Source organism: Pyxidicoccus fallax, assembly GCF_012933655.1.
GTDB lineage: Bacteria > Myxococcota > Myxococcia > Myxococcales > Myxococcaceae > Myxococcus > Myxococcus fallax.
The window spans coordinates 1-15,792 of record NZ_JABBJJ010000292.1; the positions used below are offsets into that span (position 1 = coordinate 1).

The 15,792-nt window shown below is 71.5% G+C and carries 11 protein-coding genes; 1 reads left to right on the forward strand and 10 read right to left on the reverse strand.

The window, feature by feature from the left end; translation table 11 throughout:
• Nucleotides 1–600: 600 nt before the first annotated feature.
• The 8 genes from HG543_RS40355 to HG543_RS40390 form a co-directional block, all read right to left on the reverse strand.
• Nucleotides 601–2,331, reverse strand: a complete 1,731-nt coding sequence (locus HG543_RS40355) for a pseudouridine synthase (protein WP_169350255.1) — start codon at nucleotides 2,329–2,331, stop codon at nucleotides 601–603.
• A gap of 214 nt (nucleotides 2,332–2,545) precedes the next feature.
• Nucleotides 2,546–4,645, reverse strand: coding sequence for a lipoxygenase family protein (locus HG543_RS40360; RefSeq protein ID WP_169350256.1), 2,100 nt, complete (start codon nucleotides 4,643–4,645; stop codon nucleotides 2,546–2,548).
• Between the two features lie 240 nt (nucleotides 4,646–4,885).
• Nucleotides 4,886–5,296: a hypothetical protein gene (locus tag HG543_RS40365; RefSeq protein WP_169350257.1), complete on the reverse strand. Its 411-nt coding sequence runs from the start codon at nucleotides 5,294–5,296 to the stop codon at nucleotides 4,886–4,888.
• A 7-nt stretch (nucleotides 5,297–5,303) separates the two neighbouring features.
• Nucleotides 5,304–6,878 (reverse strand): hypothetical protein, encoded by a 1,575-nt coding sequence (locus HG543_RS40370; protein ID WP_169350258.1) that lies wholly within the window; start codon nucleotides 6,876–6,878, stop codon nucleotides 5,304–5,306.
• Between the two features lie 110 nt (nucleotides 6,879–6,988).
• Nucleotides 6,989–7,912 (reverse strand): universal stress protein, encoded by a 924-nt coding sequence (locus HG543_RS40375; protein WP_169350259.1) that lies wholly within the window; start codon nucleotides 7,910–7,912, stop codon nucleotides 6,989–6,991.
• Nucleotides 7,913–7,937: 25 nt separating this feature from the next.
• Nucleotides 7,938–10,121: a methyl-accepting chemotaxis protein gene (locus HG543_RS40380; protein WP_169350260.1), complete on the reverse strand. Its 2,184-nt coding sequence runs from the start codon at nucleotides 10,119–10,121 to the stop codon at nucleotides 7,938–7,940.
• Between the two features lie 215 nt (nucleotides 10,122–10,336).
• Nucleotides 10,337–11,488 carry a THUMP domain-containing class I SAM-dependent RNA methyltransferase gene (locus tag HG543_RS40385; protein ID WP_169350261.1) on the reverse strand — a complete coding sequence of 384 codons (1,152 nt, stop codon included), beginning with the start codon at nucleotides 11,486–11,488 and terminating at the stop codon, nucleotides 10,337–10,339.
• 48 nt (nucleotides 11,489–11,536) lie between these two features.
• Nucleotides 11,537–12,289: a 1-acyl-sn-glycerol-3-phosphate acyltransferase gene (locus tag HG543_RS40390; protein WP_169350262.1), complete on the reverse strand. Its 753-nt coding sequence runs from the start codon at nucleotides 12,287–12,289 to the stop codon at nucleotides 11,537–11,539.
• A 295-nt stretch (nucleotides 12,290–12,584) separates the two neighbouring features.
• Between HG543_RS40390 and HG543_RS40395 the strand changes: the two genes are divergently transcribed.
• Entirely contained in the window at nucleotides 12,585–13,475 is an 891-nt protein-coding gene (locus HG543_RS40395; protein ID WP_169350263.1) for a ferredoxin reductase domain-containing protein, read from the forward strand.
• On the opposite strand, the gene HG543_RS40400 is transcribed toward HG543_RS40395, so the two are convergent.
• Nucleotides 13,453–15,081: an ATP-binding protein gene (locus HG543_RS40400; protein WP_171818212.1), complete on the reverse strand. Its 1,629-nt coding sequence runs from the start codon at nucleotides 15,079–15,081 to the stop codon at nucleotides 13,453–13,455. The two genes, HG543_RS40395 and HG543_RS40400, sit on opposite strands and share 23 nt — an antisense overlap.
• 265 nt (nucleotides 15,082–15,346) lie before the next feature.
• The coding region (locus HG543_RS40405; RefSeq protein ID WP_169350265.1) for a TIGR02266 family protein at nucleotides 15,347–15,792 on the reverse strand (446 nt) is incomplete at its 5' end.

A 15,792-nucleotide genomic window follows, 5' to 3' on the forward strand; every position in this document is an offset into this window, starting at 1 on the left:
GGTGGGCAGCTGCTTCCGGCGCCATGACAGCAAGGCGGGCTGCGCCCAGCAGGTGCGCCAGGAGGCCGAGGGCGACATCCGCCGAATCGCATGGGGGACTTCGAGAGGGAGCTGGCGCGTCCGGAGAAGCACCTGGCGTGGTGCGCGACGCGGAAGCGCTTCCACTTCACCTTCGTGCACTGGCATCCGGACTCGTCCCGGCCGAAGGCGTTGGGCGGTCGGACACGTCAGTCGCCGCGGGAGGTGCTGGCGCACGGAGAGCGCGTGGGGAGCGCTGGCACCGGGAAGCGTGCGGGTGGGTGAGGGGCTCATCTGGGGAGAAAATCAATCCCATGGGCGGGTGCTCTGGACGGCGCTGACGGCGGAGGGGGACGCCGGGGCCGAGGCGGGCGAATGCCTCCGCCCGCGGGGCCTTACGACGTCCCGGCTGAATCAGGCGCGACGTTGTGCGGCCCGGCTTTCACTCCGCTGCCGCGGGACTCCTTCCATGACGTCGCTCGTCAGGCCCTGACCCGACTTCGCTGAAGGAGGTTGGCACTCCTGCGTCAGCTTCCCTCGGAAGACTCCCAGCGGGCTCGCGAGGGAAGTGACGCAGCAGTGTTAGAAGGGCGCCGGCAGTTCGAAGGAGACGCGCTGTCCCGTGGCCGGGTGCTGGAAGGACAGGGCCTCCGCATGGAGGAGGAGCCGGTCTCCCGGGTGGCCATAGAGGCGGTCGCCGACGATGGGCGCGCCCAGGCCGAGCGGATGCGCCGCGTGGACGCGCAGTTGGTGCGTCCTGCCCGTGTGCGGGAAGAAGGCCACGCGGGTGCGCTCGCCCTGGCGCTCCAGGACATGCCAGTCCGTAACGGCGGGCTTGCCGTGCACGGGGTCGTGAATCTGCCGGGGCCGGTCGTCGAGGTCCACGCGCATGGGGAAGTCGATGGTGCCGCGCTCGCCCCGGACGTGTCCCTGGACCCAGGCGACGTAGCGCTTGTGGACCTCGCGCTGGGCGAACTGCCGCTGCAGGGCGGCGTAGGTCTCCAGGTCGAGCGCGGCGACGAGCAGCCCGGACGTGTCCAGGTCCAGCCGGTGCGCGAGCAGCGGGCCTGTGGCGTGGGGATACCGCGCGCGCAGCCGCGTGAGCACCGAGTCCGTCAGCGAGGCTTCACGGCCCGGAACGGAGAGCAGGTCATGCGGCTTGTCCACCACGACGAGCCACGCGTCCTCGAAGAGGATGGACAGCCCGATGCTCCGGGCCGCGGGAGGCGCGAAGGTTCGGGGGGAGGCGACGGGCAAACCTTCCAGCATGAAGGGCAGGAGAGGTCCACACTTGTCCTTGCACGCGGCATAGAACGCGCCGGAGACGCGGCCTCCGGCGAGCGGCGGAGCGCCCCACCAGAACTCCGCGAGCGCCAGGGGCTGGAGGCCACGCGTGAAGGCATGGGCGAGGAGCTTCGGCGCGGCGCAGTCCGCGGCGCCGGAGGGGGGCTCTCCGGATGGATACAGGCTGCGCAGTGGCCGGTGCTCGCCGCGAGCACCTGGCACCCGGTACGTGTCGTGGATGTGCTGCATGAGTGAACGGCAGACGAACTGCCTCAAGCGCTCATGCGCGCGGAGCCGTCGTTCCAGCCGCGCGAGCTTCGGCGCGAGGGCCCGTCGCTCCGCGTCCTGTGCCGCTTCCATGCGGCGCCACTCCGCCTTGTCGCCCCGGCTCTCCTGGTCGAGCGCGTGAAGGGCCGCGCGCTTCTCGGCTTCACCGGGCGCCTCTGGCCGGTGGTGCTCACTGGGGTCCGAGTGCTGCGCATTCGCCGCCGGTCGTGAAGCCTGAAGCTCCGCCCTGCGCGCGTGGCGTTGCTTCTTCCGCTCGTCATGCCGCGCGCGCATCGCGGCACGCTCACCGGCGTGGCGCGCCACCTGCGCCTCATTCTCCGCCCGAAGCGCGGCGAGCTCCGGCGACGCGCGGAGTGCCTCCTCGCGGGCGAGCAGCGCCTTCACCACCGCCTCGCCCTCGGGCTCCAGCCGCCCCCGCGTCTCACGGTCGAACAGCGGCGGAACGAAGCCGGGCACATCCCAGCGTCCCGCGAGCATCCCCGAGAAGGCACGGAGGAACCCGATGTGCCCACCCGGCTCGCGCACGACGAGCACGCCGAACATCTTCCCGCCGCCCGGCTCATCGAGCGCCGCCGACGGAAGCCCGGGAGCGATATGCCCCGCGCGAAGCTCCGCCTGCAGCAGCTCCGCGGCCCGGCGGGCCAGCGCATGAGGGCCCGCCTCGCCGAAGGGGCTCGGGAAGCTCCCCGCGACTTCATCCGGTGCCGGCTGCGGCTCTAAGGGCGTGAACCACGTCTCCACGGCCCCTTCGGTAGCACGAAACCGCGCGGACGCGGCGACCCGCCGTGGCAATGCTCCCGGAGGTGGGTCCTCCCGTGCCCCGACCGGGCAGGCTTACCCGGCTCCGCGGGACGCGCGTCCACAAGGAGCCAGGGGCGTCTCCGGTTCACCCCGAATCACCGCAGGCACCCTCGGCTCCGCGCGGTGCACCCACGCGGAGCCGGGAGCCCGCGAATCAGATGTTGATGCTCTGCGGAATCTCCGAGGGAAGCAGGGACCGGTAGGGGATGCGGCGCAGGTTGCGCCGGGCGATGGTCGCCTCCGCCTCGCCGAGCCGCGTCTGGAAGCCCTTCAAGAGAACCGCCACGCGCGGGTCCTGGAAGTACGGGCCCGGCGTGTACCGGTCGTAGTCCCCGAGCGCCGTGAAGTACACGCTGCCCAGCAGCGTCATCAGCGTCTGCTGCGAGAAGGACTGCTGGAGCGGCGGCATGTACGCGAGGAGCGCCGCGGTGTTCGCGGGCTGCGCCGCCAGGGGCGCGCCGGGCAGGGGCGCGTAGGCCGCCAGCGGCAGGGACGGCGTATAGGACATGATGTACGACTGCGGGAAGTTCACCACGGCGTGCTGCGCGCTCGCCGTGAAGATGACCATCGTCACCATGTCCGCGAGATACGCCCGCGTGCGGATGGCACCGTTCTCACCGATGTCCTGCAGCCGTCCCCCCGTGGGAGAGGCCAGCTCTCCCAGCCATGCCTGCAGCTCGTAGTCCGCCGCCACATCCGCGTCCGAGCCGTAGTAGAGCGCCAGGTAGTCCTCCACCCAGCGGTGCATGCAGTCCCAGATGAGCAGCCCGTCATCCCGGTACGGGTAGTCCGGGAGCGCCTGCGCGTCCGCCACGCCGCGGTTGGCGAGGCTGCGCGGGAACAGCTCCTGGTTGAAGCGGAAGCGCTCCACGGCCTGCACGGCCAGCCCCGTGGACGCCTCGATGCTGCCCGGCAGCAGCCGGTCCACGAACCCCTTCGGCGCGACGAGCGACTCCACCGCCGCGTTGTTGATGGCCAGCGTGCCCTCGAAGTGGGGCGCCAGGAGCACCTGGAGCGGATGCTCCGGCGGGAGCTGCCGCGCGGTGGCCAGCGTGAAGGCCTCGAGGAGCAGGTGCGTGAGGCCCAGGTGGCTGATCATCTCGTGCCACGCGCCGTCCGCGACCTGGAGGAAGAGCTTCGCCACCTCCCAGTTCAGCCCATCTCCGGGCGTGACGACGGGCGTGGACGGGCCCGGCTTCTGGGCGCACTGGATGGCCACCGCCCGCAGCAGCCGGTCCGGAGCGCCCGCGCGGGGCACGGCGAAGAGGGCCAAGGGCGCGCAGAAGTACTTGCGCATCGGGAAGGTGCCCGGCTGCATCCCCTCGAGCACCGCGTAGTCCGCGAGGTACGCGCGGCCCTCCTGCATGGCCGTGGCGAGGCTGTCCTCCTGGCCCATCACCGAGCGGAACTGCGCCTCCGTCACCGGGAAGCGCGCGTCGGGCGCGGTGAGGCGGCGGAGCACCACGGGATTGGGGCCCGCGACGCGCAGGCGCGCGAACATGACGTCATCGAGCGCCACGCCCGCCCCCTGCGTCATGGGCAGGAGCTGGAACTGCGATTGATAGGCTCCCAGGTTCTTCGCCTGGCCGTACTGGCTGATGAGGCGCAGGAGCAGGTCGAACGCAGTGCCTCCCATGAAGCCCGTGAGGTTTCCGAGGGCGGACTTGAGTTCCTCGGGGAGCCGCTCCAGGGCCTCCGGGGACGCTGGAAGAGCGCTCGCCGGAAGAGCACTCGCCGGAAGCGCGCTCGCCGGAGCCGAGGGGAAGCTGGTGACCACGGATGTGCTGGTGCCACCCGGGACCACGGCGAACGAGCCGTCAGTCCCCGTCGCGAGCCCTGATTCGGAGGACGCGCCCGCGAGCGCCACGACCTGGACGGGCGCGGCGGTGACATGCGTCGGGTCGAAGATGCGCGAGAGGTGCAGGTGGTGCGCCTTCAAGGCGAGGTAGGCCTGCTCCGCATCCCGCACTTCCGTTTCGGCGAAGCCCTCCACCTTCTTCCCGAAGGACTCCAGCCGCTCGAAGAAGGGCGCGGCCATGGAGATGAGGTTCGCGGTGATGTTGAGCGCCTGGTTCAGCACGCCCAGCGTCCACACGAAGTTGAAGCCCTGCCCCGAGGGCACGGAATGGGCGACGCCGAGGGGCTGGACGCGGGTGGTGAAGTCGTAGACGTACTCGGCCTGGAGCTGGCCGAGCTGCTGCTTGCGCTTCGCCTGCAACGCGGGAGGGTCGTTCTGCGGAAGCGTGGGAGTCATCGAGGGTCCTGTGGGCCCGAGCGGCCCGGACGGCGGGGGCATCCAGAGCGGGGCCGCGCTCGCGGAGTGCCGCCATTCTCCCTTGGGAAGCTGCCTCGAAATGAATCACCCCACGGTCCGAGGGCCTGACTGCCCCCCGGTTTCCCCGTAAGCGAGGAGCGGAGGCAGGTCGATGACCCGCCCCCGCTCCCCTCCGACGACAAGCGGCCTGCCTTGGACTCGGCCGCCTCGCCTCTCACCTCACGGCAGTCCCACGGTCCACGGTGTCTGGCCGTACTCCAGCGCGCCCAGGTCCGGCGCCGCGCCGCTGAACGGCAGGCCCACGTTCGCGCCACGGTCCACCACGTTCGCGCTCGAACCGGACGGCTCGAAGTAGGGGAAGGGCATGGCCCCGGTGCGCTTCAGGCCCGCGACCGCCTGGAGGCTGTTCGTCTCCACGAAGGTGCTCGGGCGCTGGGTGGGCGCGTAGCGGTGGCTGTTGTTCGCGTACACCAGGCTCGCGGGCGGCGAGCCGTCGTGGCCGTCGGTGTAGCGAGCCATCTTCATGGCCGCGCCGGTGTCGAAGATGTTGTTGCGCACCTCGAGGGTGCCGCTGCCCTGCGCGGTCGGCTCCCGGAACTCGAACAGCGTGGGCGCGGCGGAGCTGACCACCGTGTTGTTACTGGTACAGCTCGGTGGGCGGGTACTCCTTGTAGACGACGAACTCGCGGTCCGCGTACCGGGTAGGCGCGTTGGTCTCGAACGTCAGCTCCAGGCCCACCGAGTACGGCCGGCTGCCGCCCGAGCCGTACTCGTAGCAGGGGTAGTTGTACGAGTACCAGTCGCTGCACCAGTCCTGGCGCCAGTAGTAGGACGCGGAGAGCTGGCTGGAGTCCACGAAGCTCGACGGCCCGTCGTGGAAGATGAAGGCCGTCTTGATGGACTTGAGCGTCAGTCCCGCGTTGGGGTTGACGACGTAGGCCGGCGGCGCGAGCGCGTAGTCACCGGCCTCCTCGCAGTACAGAATCTTGCCGTAGTCGTCGTAGCAGCCGGAGGCGTAGCCGGAGACGAGCATGGTGGGCTTGTCCGTGAGGTTGAAGACGCCCCACGGAATGGGCTGCACGGGCCGGTAGAAGTCCGGCGCGGTGGGGCCGGTGCTCAGCGCGAAGTCGCCCATGTCGATCTGCTGCGCGGTGGTGATGGTGCCCGTCATCTTCAGCGCGCCCTCGAAGTTCATCGGCTCGCGGCGGGCCGGCTTCGTCTTGCCGCCGATGAAGAACTTCACGAAGCCAATCATCGCGCCAATGTACGGCGCCGCGCTGACCACGGACGAGCCGAGGAACTGCTGGGCCACCGACACCCACCACGGGTCGGCCGCGGGGTTCTGCAGCTCCTTGTTCACCCGGGCCTGCAGCGCGGCCTTCTGCGCGTTGACGTCCTTGTAGTACTTGTGGCCCGCGTTGTAGGCGGCCAGCAGCGAGGAGAACGCGTTGGTGTTGGAGGTGGCGGGCGCGGAGCTGTCGATGACCTGGTTGAGGTTGAGCTGGCCCTCCAATTGGACATCGCTGATGTTCAGGCCGTGCAGCTCCAGGTGGAGCTTGGCGTCGGGGTGGGCGTTGGGGTCGTAGCCGAACAGCGTGAAGTCCGCCCAGGCCCAGCCCTGGTTGATGGCCATGCGGCCCATGAAGTCGTCCTGCTTGGCCTTGTCGTAGTCCGCCAGCGTCGCCTTCGCCGTGTCCGTGAAGGTCATCAGGCCGCCGGTGGCCGCGGTGTTGCGGAAGGACAGCTCCGCCCGGTATGCCGAGTACGCGAAGTTGCCCGCGTTGTAATACATGAAGCGCAGCGTGCCCTTGTACTTGTTGTACAGCGCGAAGAAGGGCATCGCCGGAGCGCTCGTGGGCGTACCGAAGTCGCGGTACACCAGCATCCAGCCGTCCTCCGGGTACATGTCCTTCTCGTCGGTGGCCAGCGGGTGGCCGCTCGTGAAGAAGGGCAGCTGCACGTTGTTGAGCGGGATGGGCGTGCCACCGTTCGGCGAGTAGTACATCGTGTGGCCTGCCCCGATGACCGTCCAGTCCCACGTGGGGCTCAGGTTGGGGTCACCCGGCGGCAGGTAGCGGCTGTTGTCCGGGCGCTCCCTCCGCGAGGAGAGGCTGGACTGTGATTGTTCCGGCGCGGCCTGCGCCGTTCCGAGCAAAAGGATTCCCATCAGCGCCATCGCGCGGTGCGCGGACGGACGCGTCGTGCCCATCATGGTGGTGTGCTCCGTGAGAGGGTTTGAGCACTCAGAAAACGAGAGGCCCCGAAATCTGTCGCAAAGCGTGACGCGCTCGTGGCGGAGCGCGCAGCAACGCTGGAAAGGGCTCAGGGAAGCTGGAACTGGACGGACGCGGGACGGCCGACGAGCACGTCGCAGGGCGCCATGGCCACCACCCACCCGGCGACGCTGCCGATGAGCGCGTGGGCCAGTCCCGTGCGTGCATGCGTGCCCAGGGCGATGAGGTCCGCCTCGCGGCGCTCCACCTCCTTGACGAGCGCGGCGCGGGGCTCGCCGGAGCGCAGGGCCACGTCCCAGCGCAGCCCCGCGGCCTGCTCGGACGCGAGGAAGCGCTGGATGCGCGCGGCGGCCTCCGCGCGGAGCTCCTTGCGCAGGTCCGCCTCCGTCCCGCGCGAGCGCCTCGGGGCGGTGAAGTCCTCGAAGGGGACGTTGAAGGCGTGGACCGCCGCCGCGTGGGTGACGTCGGGGCCGAGCACGCGCCGCATCAGCGCCAGCGAGAAGTCGGACGCGGCGTCCAGCCCCAGCGCCAGCAGGGGCCGCTGGTAGGGGTAGATGGCGCGCCCGCCGACGACGAGCACGGGGACTTCGCCCTTGCGGATGACCCGCTCCGCCGTGGTGCCGATGAACAGGTCTCGCAGGGGACGGCGCCCGTGCCGGCCGAGCACGACGAGGTCCGCGTCCAGCGTCCGGGAGGCGCGGATGATTTCCACGAAGGGCTCGCCGCGCCGCACCAGCGCGGTGACCTCGACGCCGGAGATGCCCCGCTTCCGGGCCTCCTTGTGCACCTGCCGGCGCAGGCTCTCCAGCTTCATGCCGGCCTGCCGCTCCATCACCGCCCCGAGCTTCTCCGGCACGTCCGCCGGCAGCACGTGGACGAGGTGCAGCCGCGCGCCCCTGGCATACGGCAGGAGCACGGCCCGCTTCGCGGCGTACTCCGCGCCGCGAGAGAAGTCCGTGGGCAGCAGCACCCGGCGAAGCGGCTCGATTCCCGGAACGGTGGCAGGGCTCATGGCCCCAGGATACGACGGCTCGCGCCTACCGGGCCGGTTGTGCGCGCGCCTCCAGCACGTCGGAGCGGAGCGCCTTCTCGGCGATGCCGGACATGCTCTCGGCCAGCGACTGCACCGAGCGCGTGACGGTGCGCGTCTCCTCGACGACCTTCAGCGTGCGCTGCATCTGCCCGGACAGCTCCTGGATGGCCTGGGCAATCTGGTGCGTGCCCACGTCCTGCTGGGCCACCGCGGCGGTAATCTGCCGCACGTTGCTGCTGGTGTCGTTGATGATGCCGGCCAGCTTCTGGAGCTGGGCGCTGGAGGCGCGCACCGCGTCCACGCTGCCCCGGACGCGCTGCTCGCCCTGGTCGCTCAGCGTCGCCGCCTCGCGCATGCTCGCGCTCAGCCCGTCGAGCACCTCGCGGATGCGGTGCGTGGCCTGGATGGACTGGTCCGCGAGGCTGCGCATCTCGCGGGCCACCACGCCGAAGCCCTTGCCGCTGTCGCCGCTGCGCACCGCCTCGATGGCGGCGTTGATGGCCAGCATGTTGGACTGGTCCGCCAGCGTCTTCACCGCGTCCACGATGCCGGAGATTTCCCGCGTGCGCGTGTCGAGCGAGAGGATGCGGCTGGCCATCTCCGACACCTCGGAGCGGATGGCCGCGAGGTCCACCAGCGTGCGCTCCAGGGCCGCGGCGCCGTCGCGCCCCACCTGCTCGGCCGTCTCAGCGGAGGACGCCAGCAGCCTCGCCTTGTCGGCCGTCACGTGGGAGCTCTGCCGGATTTCCTCCACCGTCTGCTCGAGCTGCTGGAGCGCCGTCGCCTGGCGGCTGATGCCCGAGGTCTGCTCCTCGGCGCTGGTGCGCAGTTGCTGGGCCACGGCGGCCAGCTCTCCGGAGCCGCTGCCCATGCGCTCGGCCAGCTCGCGCACCTCGGTCCGGCGCTCCTCCAGCTGGCGCGTGTGCTTCGCGAGCGCCTGGACCAGCAGCGCGGAGCGGCGCTCGACGACGCCCACCAGCGACAGTGCGAGCGCGAGGAAGCCCCAGTGCACTTCGCTGTCGCCCGTGGTGCGCAGCCAGCCCAGCAGCGGGAGGGTGGAGTGGACGAGGGAGGCGGACATGAGGCCCAGGCCGGTGCCGAGGATGCGCGCGTCGCGGTCACCCCGCCAGGCCTCGACCAGCACGATGCCCACGCAGCCCAGCATCGCGGGGACGGAGTAGAGGACGAACGGCGCCATCAGCCGCAGGCCCACGGACGGCTGCACCAGCATGAGGACGGCCTGGAGGGCGGCCGGGACGGAGACCACCGCCGCGCCACGGCGCAGCCAGCGCATCCGCCCCTCGCCCACCATGTCCGAGACGAACCATGCGAGGCCAGGCAGGATGCAGTACGAGCCCAGCATGATGCACAGGGTGCTCAGCGTGGCGTCGTTCCAGAGCGAGCTGAAGAGGCCGCTGGCGCCGAGCAGCATCACGCCCGAGCCCCCGCTGAAGACGGCCATGGGCACGAGCATCCGCGCCTCGCGCCGCACCAGGGCGGTACCCGCCGAGACGACCGCGATGACGATGATGAGCAGCCCCATGAAGAAGGGCGCCAGTCCCGCGCGCGTCATCCCGTCGAGCAGCTCGTGGCGCGAGCCCACCTGTACGGCCCGGCTCACGCCGATGGTGCCCCCGCTGCTCTGGATGCGCAGGAGCACGCGCTGGCCCTGGGTGCCGGGCGGCAGGGGCACGAGGTGCCAGGACATGCTGTCCATCTTCTCGCTCCCGCCCACGTTCATCCCGCCGCTGGCGTAGATGCGCTGACCCTGGGCGTACGCCTCGAAGGCGGTGGAGACATTCCCCAGATAGAGCACGGGCTCGGGCCACGCGCCCTGGGGCATGGGGATGCTCAGCCAGAGGAACGTGTTCTTGCCGCGGCCCGGTGGCTCGCGCAGTGCCTCCATGGGCTGCCACTCCGCGGAGTCGCCCGACTCCAGCGCCCACACGGGCGTGCCGTCCTCGCGCAGGGGCGAGTCACCCCAGCGGTAACGCCACCCGGACGTCATGGGCAGGGCCTGGGCATCCGCCGCGCGCGCCACCGTGGGCGCCAGCGCGAGGATGAGGAGCAGGGCACACCCCAGGGCCGCGAGCCTCGACCGCGGGCAGGGTGGAACACGCCCGTTCACGGAGGCGCTATGGGAGGGGTCGAGAAGATCGGACACCAGCGACGCGCGGAAGTGACCCATGTAAGATCGAATCGTCCGGTGCTTTGAGCTCCTCTGTAAAATGGGTCTGAGGTGCCCCGCTCGCCCTCCGCCCGGCGGTGCGCGAGCCGCGCGCGCGGACCTGCTCTGGACAGCAGGCTTTCCCGTGAAGGCTGGAGGGGAATCCGGTTTTCGGGTGAGCCTGGATGCCGTGGGACCTCAAGCGGGCTGCCCGTCGCCTCGGTCGCCCGAGGGCTTCACGCTGGACTGGCGCCCCACAGCAGCAGCCGGCATCGCAGGCCGCCGTTGCGCACGGGGAGGCTTCTCGCGCCGGGCAAATCCAACGCCTGCAGGAGCGCGGCCTCGTCCGGGAGGATGACCGCCGCGCGCCAGCCCGCGAAGCCCTGGCGCAGCGTGTGGCCCAGCGCGCGGTAGAGGCCGGGCAGGTCCTCCGCCTCGCCCACGCGCTTGCCGTAGGGCGGGTTCACCACGACGAGCCCCGGGCCCTCGACGGGAGGCGTCAGCGTGCGCGCGTCCCGGCGCTCCAGCGCGAGCGTCACGCCCGCGCGCCGGGCATTGCGCCGCGCGGTGCCCAGCGAGCCCGCGTTGATGTCGAAGCCATGCAGCGCGGCGCGAGGGGCCGGCAGCGCGTCCGCCTCCGCCCGTGCCTTGCGTCGCGCCCACGCGCTCGCGTCGAAGCCGGGGAAGGACTCGAAGGCGAAGGCGCGCAGCAGCCCCGGCGCGCGGTGCATGGACAGCCACGCGCCCTCCACCAGGAACGTGCCCGAGCCGCACATCGGGTCCACCAGCGGCTGCGTGCCGTCGTACCCCGCCAGCAGCAGGATGCCCGAGGCCAGCGTCTCGCGCAGCGGCGCGCGGCTCACCTCCTGCCGGTAGCCGCGCCGGTGCAGCGGCTCGCCGCTGGTGTCGGCGCTCACGGTGAAGGCGTCGCCCTCCACGCGCACCAGCAGGGTGAGGCCCGGGCCTCCGCCCTCCTCGTCGAGCGGACCCGCGCGCTCCAGCGAGGGCAGGCCCCAGGCGTACGCCGCCGAGGAGAACACCACGTCCGGCCCCGGCACGGGCGAGCGGTGCAGGCTCACGGACAGCCTGGGCGGCGTGCGTCCGTCCCAGACGTGTGACAGGTCCAGCGCGCCCAGGCGCTCGGAGAGCGTGTCGGAGTCACTCGCGCGGAAGGTGCCCACGCGCAGGAGCACGCGGCTGGCGGTGCGCAGGCGCAGGTTGGCCTCCTGGTGCAGCCCGGCCGGGCCCACCACTTCCACGCCGCCCTCCACGCGGCGCGGCCTCCAGCCCAGCGCGGAGGCCTCCGCCTCCAGCGCGGGCTCCAGGCCGGGCAGGGTGGATACGAAAAGATGTTCGTCGGCTCGGGGGCTCGTCACGGGGGCGCCCATTGTCCGCGCCCCGGGCCCGGCCGCAATGGCTCAGCGCGGAAAAGCACGCTACGGCGCGGGCGCGGAGGGCTGCTCCGGCTCGTGGCGCGCGGGGGCCACGGGCGGGTCGTCGCCGTAGACGCCGTGGTACTCGGGGGGCAGCAGCGCCGCCACCCGGCGCATCATCGCGTCCACCAGCGCCTGGCGCGGGTCGTCCGCACCCGCCGTCTCCGCCTCCAGGTTCTCGACGTGGAAGGGCGGGCCGAAGCGCACGGTGACGTGCGCCTTGTAGAGGCGCTCGCCGCCCATGTCGCTGTCGTTGATGGGCATCAGCTTCTCCGTGCCCGTCAGCGCCACCGGCACCACCGGGACGCCCGCGCGCTTCGCGATGAGCGACACGCCCTTCTTCGCCTGGAGCAGCCCGCCGGTGCGGCTGCGAGCGCCCTCCGGGAAGATGAGCACCGAGTCGCCGCCCTTGAGCGTCTCCACCGCGCGCCGCATCGCCTCGATGTCCGCGGTGTTGGGCTTGATGGCGATGGTCTCCATCACCTCCGACGCCAGCCGCGTCATCACCGTGCCCTGCAGCTTCACGCCCGCCAGGAAGATGACCCGCCGGGGGTGGAGCGCCCGCGCCAGCGTGAAGCCGTCCGCGTTGGACAGGTGGTTGCAGATGAAGAGGCAGGGCCCCGCTGGCAGGTGCTCCCGTCCCTCCACCACCTCGTTCGCCAGCGTGTCCCAGACCCGGTCCATCAGCATGCGCACCACGCGCTTGCGGGGACCTTCCGGCAACTTGGACATCAGCAAGAAGAGGATGCGCAGCACGCGGAGTCGCCTCCATCCAGGGGATTGGCGTGGAAGCATGGTCTACCTCATGGCCCGGGCGTCCGGACGATGAGGCCCAGCCTCCAGCACCACTATCCAGCTTCAGAAGATGTAGTCCCGCCGGGCGCCCCCCGTCAGCCCTGACGCGGCACGCCACCCCGCCCGTGGAGCAGGCCGTCATGCAGCCAACGCTGGGGACGGACCCGGGGACGGGACACAATCGCGTCACGACGGCCCCGCTTCCGCGCGTAAACCCGTCGGCGCGGGGGCGCGGGTTGGGCTAAGGGAGAGCCGCATGAGCGCCGTCGAAGCCACGCCCAGCCGAGCCCGGAAGCCCGTCGAGTATGAAGTCACCGTCGCCCGCGTGCGGATGGACACGCACGACACGGCCACGCTGTTCCTCGACTTCGGCGGCCCGCCCCCGGAATACAAGGCCGGGCAATTCCTCAACATCGACCCGCACCAGTTCCCCGTGCTCGGGCGCCTGGCCGCCTACCTCCAGGAGCAGAAGGGCCGCAAGGAGTCCCCGCGCTCCTACTCGCTCGCCTCCGCCCCACACGAGCCGCTGGTGGCCATCACCGTCAAGGACGAGGAGTTCATCCCCGGCCTCACGCGCTACCCGCCGCTGTTGTCCCCCCACCTCGTGCACGGCCGGCTCACGGGCGCGCGGCTGAAGGTGACGGGCTTCATGGGGCCGTACGTGCTGCCGGACGACGTGGAGGAGCGCACCGGGCACATCGTCCACCTCGTGGCCGGCACCGGCGCGGTGCCCAACTTCGCGCTCCTCAAGGACGCCCTGCACCGGGGCCTGAAGTTGCGCCACACCTTCCTCTTCTCCAGCAAGACGTGGGGCGACATCCTCTACGGCGAGGAGCTGACCGCCCTGGAGCGCGCGCACCCGGACCGCGTGCGCGTGGTGCACACCCTCACGCGCGAGACGGACGAGTCGCGCTTCGCGGCGAGCGTGCGCAAGGGCCGCGTGAGCCAGGCGCTGCTGGAGGAGCTGATTCCGGACCGCGACACCTGCCTCGTCTACGCGTGCGGCCCGGCGATTACGCCGTGGGACCGGCGCAAGGCGCTGGAGACGCGCACGCCCGCCACGCCGCGCTTCATGGAGACGGTGCTCGGCCACCTCCACGCGCTGGGCATCCCGGACAAGCGCATCAAGCGGGAGACCTACGGGTAGCCTCCAGCGGCAGGTGCACCTCGAAGCGCGCGCCCTTTCCGGGCCGCGCCATGGCGCGCACGGTGCCCCCGTGCGCCAGCACCACGCGGCGGACGATGGCCAGCCCCAGCCCGCGCCCGTTGGCGCGCGTGAGGAAGAAGGGCTCGAAGACGCGCGCCGGGTCCACGTTGGGAATGCCGGGGCCCTCGTCCTCCACCACCAGACACACGCCGTCCGCGTGGGAGGCCACCGTCATCCGCACCCGGCCTCCGGACGGCGAGGCCTGCACCGCGTTGCGCACCAGGTGCGTCACCGCGAGCTGGAGCAGCGTCTCGTCCGCCTCGATGGTGGGCGTGTCGGGCGCCTCGTCCACGGTGAAGCGCAGCGTGGGCGCGTCCGGAGGGCCGTGCAGCTGTCCCAGCGCGCGGCGCACCAGCTCGCCCACGGCCACGGGACGGGGGCGCGGCTCCAGCGGGCGCACCACGTCCAGCAGGTCCTTGACGATGTCCTCCAGCCGGACGACCTCCTCCTCCAGCATGCCCACCGCGGCCTGGCCCGTGGGGCCCAGGTGCGCCTCGCGCCGCAGCACCGCCACCGCGTTGAGGATGGCGCCCAGCGGGTTGCGCACCTCGTGGGCCACCACGCCCGCGGCCTCGCCCAGCACCGTCAGCCGCTCGCGCGCCACCAGCTCGTCCTGCAGCCGCGACAGCTCCTCCAGCCGCTCCGCGGACGTCTCGTGGTGGCGCACGTTCTCCAGCGCGCCGCCCACCAGCTGCGAGAACAGCTCCAGCGTGCCCGCCGCCGCCGGGGTGAGGGTGGTGCCCTGCACCGACAGGAGCCCGTAGGGCCGGCCCTCCACGAGGATGGGCGCGTCCAGGCCCTGGGCCTCCGGCGGGTAGAGCTTGCGGATGTTGGCCGCCACCTCCGGGGGGTGGATGCGGTTGACCAGCGCGTACATGTCCGGGTGGAAGGCCGCCTTGCGCCGCTGGAGCACGTCCACGAAATGCGGCGCCGCGGCGCAGGGGATGCGCACGTCGCCAATGGGCATGCCGTACAGGCGCTCCGCCTCCGCCACGCTCTCGGCCTTCTGGCGCAGGGGCCCGTGCCGCAGCGAGTCTCCCTCCACCAGCATGACGGACACGTAGAAGCCCTGGCGGTGGACGGCGTCCACGGCCGTCTCCAGCACCGAGCGCGCGTCCCGGCACCGCATCATCTCCGCGGCGGCGGCCACCAGCGCCTCGGTGAGCCGCCGCACCGAGCCCTCGCCCTCCACGTCCTGCACCAGCATCAGCGTGTCCTCGGGCGCGAGGCCGGCCGCGTACCAGATGCGCATGGTGCGCTCCTGCCCGTCGGCCCGGCGCACGCGCAGCCACCGGGGGTGCTCCGGGAGGGGCCCCCCCTGGGAGACGGACTCGTACATGGGCTCCACCCAGCCGCGCTCCAGGGGGACGTAGCGCGACAGCAGCTCCAGCACGGGCGTGGACAGCAGCTCCGCTTCCGTCGTGCCCAGCAGGGAGGCCAGCGCCGCGTTGGCGTGTAGCACCCGGTCTCCCCGGATGACGGAAGCGGCGATGGGGAGGCCTTCGAGCAGGCGGTAGTCGGCGGAGGGGGTGGACACGACGGTCATCCTGGGGGCGGCCCCGACTGTCCGCAAGCTGGCTCCGGTGTGCCCCAGGGGGCGGATGCAATGGGTTTTCCCGCACCCCGTAGGAAAGGGCGAGGGGCAACACCGGAGAGGACGACCATGAACTTCCTGAACCTGATGGACCGCAACGACTTCGAGCTCAAGGCCGTGATGGCGGTGATGGCCGCGTTCGTGATGACGGGGGCGGTGTTCGTCGGACAGATGCTGTAGCCCGTGCACCGCCTCCCCGTCTCACCGCTTCACCGCTTCACTTCTTGGGCGGCTTCGCCTTGACCAGGTACTTCTGGATGAACTCCTTCTCCTCCTGGCGCAGGTGGCTCAGCCGCAGCCCGTAGCCTCGGGGGTTCTTCCCGTCCTCGAGCGAGTTCTCCCAGATGACGGAGCTGCGCAGCGTCATGACCCGCGGCGGGTCGTCGAACCGCAGCGTCAGCTCCACCTGGGTCCCCAGCCGCAGCGGCTTGTCCGTGGCGATGAACAGTCCGCCTGACGACAGGTTGATGATGCGGTGGTCCGTGAAGATGCCCGCGTTCTGCACCGTCACCTTCACGTCGGCGTGGATGCGGTCATCCGAGCGCCGCTCCAGACCCACGAACTCGGCGGAGGAGTACGAGGGCGCCGTCGTCGCCTTGCGCACGGTGGACGCAGCGGGCGCGCGGGCCACGGCCGGGGCCGGGGTGGGAGGCACGATGGGGG

Excerpts from the sequence above, each read along its gene's own strand:
- HG543_RS40360 (WP_169350256.1), bottom strand. The coding sequence starts at position 4,645 with ATGACTCCCACGCTTCCGCAGAACGACCCTCCCGCGTTGCAGGCGAAG.
- HG543_RS40370 (WP_169350258.1), bottom strand. The coding sequence starts at position 6,878 with ATGATGGGCACGACGCGTCCGTCCGCGCACCGCGCGATGGCGCTGATG.
- HG543_RS40375 (WP_169350259.1), bottom strand. The coding sequence starts at position 7,912 with ATGAGCCCTGCCACCGTTCCGGGAATCGAGCCGCTTCGCCGGGTGCTG.
- HG543_RS40380 (WP_169350260.1), bottom strand. The coding sequence starts at position 10,121 with ATGGGTCACTTCCGCGCGTCGCTGGTGTCCGATCTTCTCGACCCCTCC.
- HG543_RS40385 (WP_169350261.1), bottom strand. The coding sequence starts at position 11,488 with ATGGGCGCCCCCGTGACGAGCCCCCGAGCCGACGAACATCTTTTCGTA.
- HG543_RS40395 (WP_169350263.1), top strand. The coding sequence starts at position 12,585 with ATGAGCGCCGTCGAAGCCACGCCCAGCCGAGCCCGGAAGCCCGTCGAG.
- HG543_RS40400 (WP_171818212.1), bottom strand. The coding sequence starts at position 15,081 with ATGACCGTCGTGTCCACCCCCTCCGCCGACTACCGCCTGCTCGAAGGC.